The organism is Stenotrophomonas sp. TWI809 (genome assembly GCF_039673205.1).
In the GTDB taxonomy this organism is placed as follows: domain Bacteria; phylum Pseudomonadota; class Gammaproteobacteria; order Xanthomonadales; family Xanthomonadaceae; genus Stenotrophomonas.
Genome location: NZ_JBDJLE010000002.1, coordinates 216,157 through 227,941, shown reverse-complemented (window position 1 = coordinate 227,941; position 11,785 = coordinate 216,157). Strand labels below are relative to the sequence as shown.

At 62.9% G+C, this 11,785-nt stretch carries 7 protein-coding genes; 4 read left to right on the top strand and 3 right to left on the bottom strand.

Annotated features, from left to right (window positions below; genetic code table 11):
* The first annotated feature begins 77 nt into the window (after window positions 1-77).
* The 3 genes from ABE472_RS02720 (at window position 78) to ABE472_RS02710 (ending at window position 3,878) form a co-directional block, all read left to right on the top strand.
* Window positions 78-1,421, top strand: coding sequence for a DUF1254 domain-containing protein (locus tag ABE472_RS02720; RefSeq protein WP_346465375.1), 1,344 nt, complete (start codon window positions 78-80; stop codon window positions 1,419-1,421).
* 54 nt (window positions 1,422-1,475) lie between these two features.
* Window positions 1,476-2,948 (top strand): DUF1254 domain-containing protein, encoded by a 1,473-nt coding sequence (locus tag ABE472_RS02715; protein WP_346465373.1) that lies wholly within the window; start codon window positions 1,476-1,478, stop codon window positions 2,946-2,948.
* Between the two features lie 114 nt (window positions 2,949-3,062).
* Complete coding sequence (locus tag ABE472_RS02710; protein ID WP_346465372.1) at window positions 3,063-3,878, top strand: hypothetical protein; 816 nt, start codon at window positions 3,063-3,065, stop codon at window positions 3,876-3,878.
* A gap of 558 nt (window positions 3,879-4,436) precedes the next feature.
* Here the strand turns inward: ABE472_RS02710 and ABE472_RS02705 are convergent.
* Complete coding sequence (locus ABE472_RS02705) at window positions 4,437-7,943, bottom strand: autotransporter outer membrane beta-barrel domain-containing protein (RefSeq protein ID WP_346465370.1); 3,507 nt, start codon at window positions 7,941-7,943, stop codon at window positions 4,437-4,439.
* A gap of 1,264 nt (window positions 7,944-9,207) precedes the next feature.
* On the opposite strand from ABE472_RS02705, the gene ABE472_RS02700 reads away from it, so the two are divergent.
* Window positions 9,208-9,780, top strand: a complete 573-nt coding sequence (locus ABE472_RS02700) for an Ax21 family protein (protein WP_313212642.1) — start codon at window positions 9,208-9,210, stop codon at window positions 9,778-9,780.
* A gap of 341 nt (window positions 9,781-10,121) precedes the next feature.
* Here the strand turns inward: ABE472_RS02700 and ABE472_RS02695 are convergent, their stop codons facing one another.
* Both ABE472_RS02695 and secB read right to left on the bottom strand, forming a co-directional pair.
* The gene (locus ABE472_RS02695) at window positions 10,122-11,147 is read right to left on the bottom strand and encodes an NAD(P)H-dependent glycerol-3-phosphate dehydrogenase (protein ID WP_121044455.1); all 1,026 of its coding nucleotides are present in this window, start codon (window positions 11,145-11,147) and stop codon (window positions 10,122-10,124) included.
* Window positions 11,148-11,164: 17 nt separating this feature from the next.
* Complete coding sequence (secB, locus tag ABE472_RS02690) at window positions 11,165-11,680, bottom strand: protein-export chaperone SecB (protein ID WP_019184891.1); 516 nt, start codon at window positions 11,678-11,680, stop codon at window positions 11,165-11,167.
* Between the last annotated feature and the right edge of the window lie 105 nt (window positions 11,681-11,785).

The window sequence follows — 11,785 nt, the reverse complement described above, 5'->3', positions numbered from 1 at the left end:
CTCGTGGTTCGTCCCTCTTGCTGATGTCAGTCCTGTTTCTTCCAGCATGCCAGCGGCCTGAGAGCCAGCCCAATCGAGTGGAACCGACGACGGCTCCAGATACACGATCGGCCGCGGCAGACGAACAGGACGAGGCAGAGGCGCGCGTGATCGCGAAAGATGCCTACATCTATGCGTTTGCGATGCTCGAGAACTACAACACGCTCTACAAGCAAGTGGCCTCGCCTGATGCGCCCGAATACATCGGCGGCTTCGGCAAATTCAGGCACTATTCGCAGCTCTACACGCCGGATAACCACGATGTCGTTACGCCCAATAATGACACGCCCTATTCCTGGGCCTGGCTGGATTTGCGGGCTGAACCTTGGGTCGTCACGGTGCCCAAGGTGCCCGAAGGACGTTACTACGTTCAGCAGTGGGTAGATCTGTTCACCTACAACTTTGCCTACATCGGGTCGCGCGCCACCGGCAACGGCGCCGCCAGCTACCTGATCGCCGGGCCCGGCTGGCAGGGCGATACGCCTGCTGGCATCAAGCAGGTTTTTCCTTCGGAGACCTCGCTAGTATTGACGCTCACACGCACCGCCTTGAACGGACCCGACGACATCGGCAACGTCAAGAAGATCCAGGAAGGGATGAAGCTGCAGCCCTTGAGCAGCTACCTGAAGACGCAGGCCCCTTCGGCGCCGCCAGAGATTCAGTTCCCCGCTTATGACGCCGATAAGGTCCATTCCCACGATTTCATCGCCTATCTGAATTTCCTGCTGCAGTTCACACAACCGACGAATCCGAGCGAAGCAGGCCTTATGGAGCGTTTCGCGAAAATCGGGATCGGCCCAGGACGACCGTTCGACGCCAAGTCCCTGAGTCAGGCTCGCTTGTCGGCGATCGATGCCGGCGTAGCCGATGCGAAAGCCGCAATGGCCGAGAAGGCCAAGGCAACGCTATCGTCCAACGGACTGTTTGGATCGCGCGCGGTTCTGAAGGACGACTACCTCACCCGTTCCATTGCCGCCGAGAAGGGACTATATGGGAACTCCATCGAGGAAGCGTGGTATGGCGGGTATGTAGGCGACGGCAATACTCCTTCGGTGATCCACTTCAGCAAGGATGCCATCCCGCCTGCGAAGTTCTTCTGGTCGGTCACGCTGTATACCTTGCCGGACCGGTTCCTCTACGCCAATGAACTGAAGCGGTATTCCATCGGCGACCGGACCCCCGGGCTCAAATATGACCCCGATGGCGGACTGACCCTCTACGTCGCCCACGTCTCGCCTGGGAAGGAAAAGGAGAGCAACTGGCTTCCCGCGCCGGCCGGTCCTTACAGTGCTGTTGGGCGTGTTTACGGCCCGAGCCGCGCCGCCATCGAAGGCAAGTGGAACCTGCCTCCCCTGCAGCCGGTGCCGACCCCGACCCCCTGATTCAAGGAGAGATGCATGTACCACCATCGAATTCGATCGGCTACGGGAATCGGGATGCTGCTTGCCCTGGCCAGCGGCATGATGCTCAGCGCCTGCGGCGAGCGATCGTCCGGCAATGAGAAGGACCGCGACGCCGCGGCAGGTCACGCCCCTGCCGCATCCCCTGCTGCTCCCGCTGCATCGGCAGACACTGCTGCGCTGGAAGAGGCCAGGACCATCGCGCGCGAGGCCTACGTCTACGGTGTCCCGATGGTGGACACGTACAAGACCGTCTATGCGTTCAACGTCAACACCTCCAACCCGCAGTACAAGGGGCCGTTCAACGCCATCCTGAACATCGCCCGCGTGTTCACTCCGGACGACACTGCCTTCGTGACGCCGAATTCGGACACCCCCTACTCCTTTGCCATGCTGGATCTGCGGGCAGAGCCGGTGGTGATCACCGTGCCCAGGATGGCGAAGGATCGATACTTCGTCTTCCAGCTGATGGATCTTTACACCTTCAATTTCGACTACATCGGCAGCCGCACGACTGGCAATGACGGCGGCAGCTTCCTGATCGTCGGGCCGGGCTGGAAGGGGGAAGCGCCCAAGGGCATCACCAAGGTGATCCGCTCGGAGACCGACCTGGTCAGCGTGGTTGGCCGCACCCAGCTCTTCAACGCAGCAGACCTGGAGAACGTGAAGAAGATCCAGGCCGGCTACAAGGTGCAGCCGTTGTCAGCCTTCGCCGGGACACCAGCGCCGCCGCCGGCGCCCGCCATCGCATGGATCACGCCCACGCCGCCGGCGCAGGATCGGACGTCGCTGGAGTTCTTCAACCAGCTGGCGTTCCTGCTGCAGTTCGCGCAGCCGCCGCATCCAAGCGAGGCGGCCCTGCGCGAGCGCTTTGCCACGCTGGGTATCGAGCCGGGCAAGCCCTTTGATGCGAACCGCCTGCCGCCGCCGATGCAGGCCGCGCTCAAGGAGGGCATGGCCGAAGGGCAGAAGCAGATCGATGACAAGCGCGCCTCGCTGGGCGGCAGGACCGATGCCCTGTTCGGTAGCCGGGACTTCCTGAAAAATGACTACGTCGCCCGTGCGACCGGGACCCAGGTGGGCATCGGTGCGAACTCCCGCGAAGAGGCGATGTACCCCATCCTGGACAAGGATTCCGAAGGCCAGCCCCTGGACGGCAGCAAAGGCGCCTACACCCTGCGCTTCGCCAAGGACCAGCTGCCGCCCGTGGATGCCTTCTGGTCGGTCACCATGTACGGACTGCCGCAGCAGCTGCTGGTCAAGAATCCGATCAACCGCTATCTGATCAACTCGCCGATGCTGGCTGGATTGAAGAAGGATCCTGACGGTGGGCTGACGATCTACATCCAGGCGGATTCGCCCGGCAAGGAGAGGCAGGCCAATTGGTTGCCCGCGCCCAAGGGACCGTTCGTGATGTTCATGCGCTACTACCGTCCCAAGCCGGAGTTGCTGGACGGCCGCTGGACCACACCCGAAGTGATCAAGACGCCGGACGGCACCAAGCAGTAATTGCGCTCATCTGCAGCGAGGCGAGCATAGCAGAACTACCCCTCCAGCATTGCCAGGATCGGATTCTATGGCGCTCGAGCTTTCTTATGCCATCACCAATCAGGAGACCCTCTCATGACCGTCATAGCAAAGCTGATGGTCCTCGGCTGTGTGCTCCTAGCCGCCGAAGCTGCCGCGCAGAGTGCAGCTCCTGATGTAGGAGCGTCCAGCGACGACATCGCCCGCAAGCTAGCAGATCCCGGCGCGGCATTGATCTCCGTACCCTTCCAGTACAACTACCTGGGCTCGGTGGGCCCGGGAGGGGACTTTCACAACCAGCAGCTGAAGATCCAGCCAGTGATACCCTTCGTTGGGGAGAACGGCAAATTCATCCTACGGCCTATACTGCCGCTGAGCTGGAACCAGTTCCCCGAAGACAAACACGGCACCGGCGATTTGTTCGTGCAGGGATATTACATCCCCAAGACCGCCGCCGAGGCGGGTGGCACAGAGTTCGGTTTTGGTGCCGCCGCGTTGCTCGATACTGCCTCACACAACAGTCTGGGCACCGGAAAGTACTCACTGGGACCAGCGTTTATCGTCGTCCACAAGACCAAATCGTGGACGGTAGGCGCACTGGCCAACCACATCTGGTCGATTGGTGGCGATAGTGACCGCGACGATGTCAGCAGTACCAGCGTGCAGCCCTTCGTTACCCGTAACCTGCCCGATGGCTGGTCGCTCAGTTTCACATCGGAGACCAATTACAACTGGAAAGCCGCCAGTGGCGATGCGTGGACCGTTCCATTAGGCGCCACCGTTTCCAAGGTTCTGCGCTTCGGGCACACCCCGGTAAGCCTGGGCATAGGCGGGTTCTACAACGTGGACCGTCCGCAGTACGCCAGTCGATGGACAGGGCGCTTTTCGGTCACTCTTGTTTTCCCCGAGTAACCGACGTCGCTCCGTTGTGTTCTGCTACCGTCCCAGCGACTTGGGGGCTCTCTGGGTGTCCTAGCTGTTGAGTAGACTGCCCGTAGCCTTGTCGGTACTTGGCGCACCGCCGACCCAAGCGTGGAAGGCTTCCGCTGAGACACGAAGGCCCCCAAGTTGGGGCCTTCGTGTCGATCAGGCTCTCAGGCCCCGCCGCTCATAAGTAGCAGCTAGAGCGCCCGCTTTTGCACAGCGGGGCAATTGCTAATCCCTGCGTCACTGCGGGGAGCCGCCAGATGAGTGAGAGTCGGGACGTGCGGCGGGTCATCTCGGCAATCACATAAACATGCGCTTTTATGCGAAGGGGCGATGGATCCGGCGAGGCTGAAGCAGATGGAGAAGAAAAGTGCGATCAAAGCCGGTGTTTTCATCGAGGCGCAGTGCGGTGAGGTACTGCTTCTTGTATGACATCCTCAGGCGACGATCGCTGTAAGTCCAGAGCCGCCTGATGTCCACGGCAAACACGACGCGGGCTTGGTAGCGGCGCTGCAAACTCCCGACATGCGCTCTCCGTCTTCGTCACCAGTTCCAACGCATGCCCACCTTGCTGTTCCAAGATGTCTCAGCGCCGTTGAAGCTCCACGTGTAATCCACGTCCGCGAACAGGTAGCCGGTATCACTTACCTGCCACGTACCCCCCAGGCCGACCTCGCCCCAGCTGTCGCCGAGATCAGCCGTAAAAGGCACATACCCTGTCGCGCTGGAGAACTCTGTCCTGGGCGATCCGTTGAACTCGTGCCAGGCGTTCAGGCGAAGCCACGCATCGCTGGCCCGGGCGCCGCCGTTGCGGCCCTGGCCACTGCCGATGCGGTTGAGCCGGATGCCCAACCTGCCCACCGTGGAATCGCCGTCACTGTAGCGTACGCGCGCGATGTCATCGACCAGGTCGTCGACGTCCACGCGCTGCCAGATCACCTGCGCCTGGGGTCCGATTCTCCAACCGGTCAGATCTTCCGCGGTGTCACCCGAACCCAGGGCGAAGGGCCACCCGCCCTCCAACGAAAGAACCGTGCCATTGCCGTTGGTGAAGGTGTCGGGCAACCGTGTCGATCGCGCGCGCAGGTCATATGACGTGTATTGGGCCACGGCATCCAAGTAGCCGCCGCGGGCGTTGAACCCGGTCCAGTAGGCGCCGATCGTGCGGGCATCGAACTCGTCGCTGCCGGCGTGGAAGTCATGATCCAGGATGTTGTGGCGAACGTCTCCCTTGCCCTTGCCGTAGGCCAGGTAGCCACCTGCGTGCTGACGGTTGCCCTCCGAGTCGATGGAGCGGTAGAAGTCCAGCCCGATTTGAAGCGCTTGGAATCGGTAATCGAAGCCCGGGCCACGGTTTCCGTAGATTCCCTGGTTCCCGCCGTCCCGCTCGCCGTCGTGGGCCAGCACTCTCACCCATGCGCCATTCAAGCCGGTCCGGTCTTCGTCCAGATCGGTGCGCTGCCTCAGCAGGTGTTGGTCACCGACGCGCTCGTGCAGGGTGTCCACCAGCGCCCGGCCATACAGCGCGGACATGACCGGCAAGGCGGCGGCAAGCGACACCTCTTGCCGATATGCAGGCGTCGGTGGCACCGGTGGCATAGGGGGTGTCGGCGGCGGAACGGGCGGAGGGTCTGGCGGTGCCGGGCACGGCGGGACCGGAGCACCGGGGGCGGCGCAGTCGATTGTCGACCGCAGGAACCAGCTGTTCTGGTTGTCGGCCGAGCCGACGCCACTGGCACCTCCGCGGTAAAGGAAATACTCATACGGCCCGGCCACGACCGGGGCCGAAAGTGCGAATGTGTCAGCGGCTGTGGTCGCGTTGATCGCTTGGACCAACAAGATGCCGTCAGCGGCGGTAAGCGCGCCTACCCCGCCGGTGTTTCGCACCTGGATGGTGCCCGGCCCCGTCCCTGTGCCATCGAGGATGACCAGGCGATCAGAGGGCGAGTCATCGGCAGCGAGCCAAGCGTTCATCGCCAGCGTCCCATCGCCGGCATAGCGGTTCACGGTAAGCGTCTTGTAGCTGCTGGCCAATGTGGGTGAGCCGACAGGGGGAGCGAAATCGATCACGCTGGGGTCGTTGACCAGGTCGGTCAGCACCGACGAGCCGGTGAGGAACCACGTGCTGTCGATGAGCGTGACTGAGGACGTGCTGCCAAGGGCAGTCTGAGCGGAGCCTGTCAGCGTGGAGCGGGCGATGGTCAGGATGCCATCGGCCGCCGCGGAGCCGCCGGCAGCGGGGCCCACGTCCAGCCATTGCCCACTGCCACCTACCTGGGTATCGCTTAGATCAACCAACGCCCCAGTCCCGTCTATGGTCACCGTGCCGCCTTGGGCATTGCCCAGGCTCCCGCGGGCGAACCGGACTGAGGCATCTGCTCCCGTGAGCAACAGCGCAGGCACGGCAGCACCAGTAGCCGCAGAGTTCACCACCACGTTGGTCGCGTCCAGGGTTGCTGCATCGCTGACCTGGATTACCGGGGCGCCCGCCCCACCACCGCTGGCAGTCCCTCCACCCGACAGCACTGCGCTCGTGCCGCTGCCGTTCGCCGAGAGAGCGGTGCCGGGACCGGAGACGGCGATGCTGCCCGCATGGTTGAAGACAGCAGCATTGGTGAGGGAGATGCCGGTGCCCGTTGAGCCACTTGCCGAGACGGCCAATGACGAACCCCCGGCACCAGTAAACGTGCTTGCATCCAACTGGATGGCCGTCGCCGCGTTTTGTCCGACGCCTACCCGAAGCGTGCTCCCGGACTGAAGTTCGAAGGTGCTTGCGGCGATGCCGTTCAAGCCGAGATCACCGCCCGTGATGTCCGGAGTGCCCGGGCCAAACACGACGTCTCCAGAGTCGTTCCGAATGCCGACAGACCCTGCTCCGGTCGCAGTGATAGCACTGGTTCCATCGATGGTCAGGCTGGTGCCGTCATGCATCAGGGCACCAAAGCTGTTCGCGCCCGCTGAAACCGTCGTGTTCGTAAGGCGCCCGACAGCGCCCGTGGCCATGAACAGGCCCCAGCTTCCGGTGCCGACCTTGAACTGGCTGTCGGTGGCGGTGAGGCGGGCCGGTGCGAGTGCGCCATTGCCCCACCACCCCACGCTGTCATTGCCGAGCGTGATCGAGCTGCGGAGGACATTTGATCGGGAGCCTGCGATGGCGCCTGTGTAGGACCCGGCGAAGTAGTTGTAGATGCCGAGCGAGTAGCTGCCTGCGGTAATCGTGCTGTCGGTCAGGTTCAACTCGGCCTCGCCCCCGACCAACGCTCCACGGGTCCGGCCGGTGCCAGCGATTCCATCGCCCAACGTGACGGTCATGTTCGACGCATTGATCTGGCCCAGAGCACTTTGACCCGGCAGACCGCCCCCAGGTCCGGAGTTGGTGATCTGGAACGCGGTGGCCAACGTGGTGGGCAGGTTGACCACCGTGCCGTTGGCGTTGACCACACCGCCTCCGAACGCCGTCAGCGCTGCGAGGGTCATGGTCGGCGAGTAGGTGTTGGCGGGATTGAGGCCCACTACCGTCCCCGCCCCCAGGTTGAGCACGCCCCCCGTGGTCGCGATGGCGTTGGCCAGGGATTGGGGTGCCATGTAGATCGTGGTGTTGGTGAACGTGCCGGTTGCGACCGCATAGGCGCCATCTGGCCCACTGAACACGGTGATTGGGCTGAAGAAGCCCGCGCCGCCGGTCGGTATCTCGGCCACGATGTTGTAACCGTTGAATGTGGCCGTGGTGCCATACCCCACCCGGACCACGTCCCAGGTCGTCCCGGGGATTGTTGCATCGGGTAGCTCGTGAGCGGCTCCATCGCACAGCGATACCACGCGGGGGGTGGTCTGGATGCCTTGACAGCCAACCCCCTCTGACGGTGCGGTCAGCAGCGTCGTTCCCGACAGCGTCGGCAAAGGCTCCAAACCATCGTCCGGGGGCGGGGCCGCGAATGTTGCGTAGCTCATGAAGCACGCGGATGCCAACGCGGTCAGCCGCAACGCCTCTCGAGAGCGCCCCCGGACATCCCCCGTCCCTATTGCCATACCCATCGGCTTAGATGACATGTCGAGCTCCACTTGGGAACATCGAGTCTATTTTTGCCTCCCGCCACGCGCATCCGCACAACTGCCGGTTATTCGCCAGTATGTTTACTGATTTCCGGTGTGCCAACCAGCTCCTACACGCCACTCAGAGACGAATCGTGAGCACCCTAGCCATGATAACGATCCCTAATCACCCACGACGACCGCATATCCGCTTTCGGCCAAGAGACGACGTGCACAAGATTTGGCTCAGTAGGAACAGTGACGTAGATCAAGTGCAAGTTGAGCTGGTTCGCGGATCCCCGCCCGCCGCCCGCCGCCCGCCGCCCGCCGGGGAGGATCACTGGTCAGAGCGACAGGCTCACTGGTAATGGTTCGATTTTCGCCACGAACTCAGTGACGATGCAGCCACCCTGCCCGCAAAAGTGGCGCGTTTGACCTGTTGAGTGTGCTATTTCTTCACGATGTAGCTATAACGCCCGCAGTTGTGCGCCTTTGCCTTCGGTAACATTGTCAGTGGCTGAGCTATGAGGCTGGAGCTGTTGTCCGGTCTCCAGTCACTCGCAATGAATACCTTGCAATGACCAGGCTACCTGCTCTCGCCTTTTTAGCGTAGCGGTTGCTCGAAATGAATTCGGCACCTGCCAAGCCTACCGAACATGGTCCTTCGTTGATTTGGGCTGCACCACTCTCATTGAGGCAGAGGCAAATGGAGAACTTGAGCACCTTTGCTCAGATGAGCATCGTTGCTGGCATCGTCTTGTCGTTTCCGGTTTCTGTAGTGATCGTGGTCCTACTGGTCGTTCGCTCATATAGCCGGTCCGAAGCAAGTCGCCCACCCAAGCGCAGAAGACGACCGCGGCGACGCGCTAAAGCGCGTTATGCGACAAAGTGGCCTACGAAAGCTGCTAACGATGATTGAAGCTGCCGCGTCCACTCATCAGGAGCCTCGATGGAGCAAACCACTGCAGCGGCCAGACCAGCCATGTGGAGCTTGCTCAAACCTAGGGCAGTAGCAAGCCCGCGTTCAGGCTAGGGTTCGCTCCCCCATAGTCTGTGCAGGCTCGCTCCCCCATAGTTTGTCCAATCCGCACGAACTATGGGGTCATGGCTACAGATCGCGTCGGCAAAGTTCCCTGGAATGCCCCTGTATTTATGTACTGCTCAGTTTGATATTCAGGGCTAATTGGGGTGACTAACGGATAATTCACACCTGTCGCCAGCAGCGATTTCCCCTCCCCTCTGCTGGCGGACAAAACCAAAAAATACAAAGGTGTCCCCGAAAATGAAGACTTCCCTGCTTGCTCTGGGTCTGCTGGCTGCACTGCCGTTCGCTGCGTCGGCAACCGACGGTCTGTCGTACAACTATGTTGAAGGCGGCTACGTGAACACCGATGCCAAGGGCGGCGACGCTGATGGTTGGGCGGTGAAGGGCTCGGTCGCCGTGGCGCCGAACTTCCACATCTTCGGTGACTACAACGCGCAGGAAACCAAGCGCGGCAGCAACGATGTGGACCAGTGGAAGGTCGGTGTCGGCTACAACTACGGCATCGCCCCGACCACCGATCTGGTCGCCCGCGTTGCCTACCAGAAGTTCGATCCGAAGCACGGCCTGGACTTCAACGGCTACTCGACCGAAGTCGGCGTGCGCAGCGCGTTCACCCCGAACTTCGAAGGCTACGTGATGGCCGGTTACGAGGATTACAGCAAGAAGCACGGCATCAACCCGGACGGCGAGTTCTACGGCCGCGTCGGCGCCCAGGCCAAGCTCAACCAGAACTGGGGCCTGGCCGGCGAAGTGAAGCTGGCCAAGGGCGGCGACAAGGAATGGTTCGTCGGTCCGCGCTTCACCTGGTAATACGCGATACGCAACACCGCGGTACGTTGTTGGATGGCGCGGTCTCTCTCCCCTGCGCCATGAAGCCCGGCTCACGCCGGGCTTCACTTTTACAGCAGCCGACCAACGGTCGGCTCTACCTGCACGGCCGTCGCGGTTTTTTTGCGGTTGGCATGGCGACACCCTCGTCGGTACGCCACGAAACAACCCGGCCACGTGCCGGGTTGTTTCGTTCTGGCGTGGCCCAGCGCCCGACCCATCCACCGCCGCGCCCGAAGGGACTCAGAGCGCGCTTCGTGCCTGCAACGCGGATGGAAGAAGAACCAAAAAAAACCCCGGCGTCTGCCGGGGTTTTTCGTGCCTCACTTGAACAGCGTGTCCGGATACTCCGGCTTCTGCTCGCGTGCCAACAGCGCACGCAATCCTTCTTCCGGCGTCTGCTCACCGTGCAGCACCGCGCGCACGCGGTCGGAGATGGGCAGGTCGATGCCGTGACGCCGCGCCTGGCGCATCACCTCATCGGCGGTCTGCACCGATTCCACCACCTGGCCGATCTCACGGACCGCATCGGTCAACGTCTGGCCGCGACCCAGGGCCAGGCCCAGGCGACGGTTGCGTGACAGATCGCCGGTGCAGGTCAGCACCAGATCGCCCAGCCCGGCCAACCCCATCAGGGTCTCCGGCTTGGCACCGATCGCCGCGGCCAGCCGCAGCATTTCGTTGAGGCCACGGGTGATCAGGCCGGCACGGGCGTTGAGGCCCAGCTGCATGCCATCGGCGACGCCGGTGGCCACGGCCAGCACGTTCTTCATCGCACCGCCGAGCTCGGCACCGACCATGTCATCGCCGGTGTAGGCGCGGAACGCCGGACCGTGCATGGCATCGGCCACCTGCTGGGCGAAGTCCGGCGCGTCACCGTGCACGGTGATCGCGGTCGGCAGGCCCTGGGTGACCTCCTTGGCGAACGACGGACCGGTCACCACCGCCAGCGGCACGTCCGGCCCGAGGACCTCACGTGCCACTTCGTGCAGGAACCGACCGGAGCCGGGCTCGAAGCCCTTCGTCGCCCAGGCCACGCCGGCATCGGCCGGCCGCAACGGTGCCAGCGCACGCACGGTTTCACCGAAGGCGTGCGAGGGCACCACCACCAGGATCCAGGCAGCGTCCTTGACGGCAGCAGCCAGATCGGTGGTCGCGCGCAGCGACTCGGGCAGCGGAATGCCCGGCAGATAACGGGTGTTCTCGTGGCGCTGGTCGATGGCCTCGACCATCGCCGCATCGCGCCCCCACAGCACGGTCGGATGACCGTGCCGCGCGAGCAGGCTCGCCAGGGCGGTGCCCCAGGAGCCGGCGCCGAGAACCGCGATTTTGTCTGCGTGGTTGCTCATCCGTACTGCAGCGCCGATCAGGCGTTGCCGGCCGGCTCGGAATCGGCGAGCGAGGTTTCGCCCTGTTCCTGGCGCTGGCGCAGGGTTTCGGCGTACAGGCCTTCGAAGTTGATCGGCTGCAGGAAGAACGGCGGGAAGCCGCCGGCCTGGATCAGCTCGCTCACCAGCGAACGCACGTACGGGAACAGGATGTTCGGGCACTGGGTGCCGAGCAGCACGTCGATCGACTGCGGGTCCAGGCCGACCAGGCCGAACACGCCGGCCTGCTGCACTTCGGCCACGTAGGCGGTCTTCTCGCCGGCCTTGCAGGTCAGGGTCACGGCCAGCACGACTTCGAAGGCGCTCTCGCCCAGGCGCTGCACGCGCTGGTTCAGGTTGAGCTGCAGTTCCGGCTGCACGGCGTCATTGAAGACGGCCGGAGCGTTCGGCGATTCGAACGAAACGTCCTTGACGTAGATCTTCTCGACGGTAAACGAGGGACCGGTTGCGGCGTCGACCGGCGCGACAGCGCCGTTGGTGTTCTCTTCGGACATTTCCTGTTGCTCCAAAAATGAATGCTGTAAAAACGGATTGTTACATGCCCTGCGATGGGGGCGCTGTGCGCCGCGTACAAGGCGTGCGCTGCAATCCGATGGGGA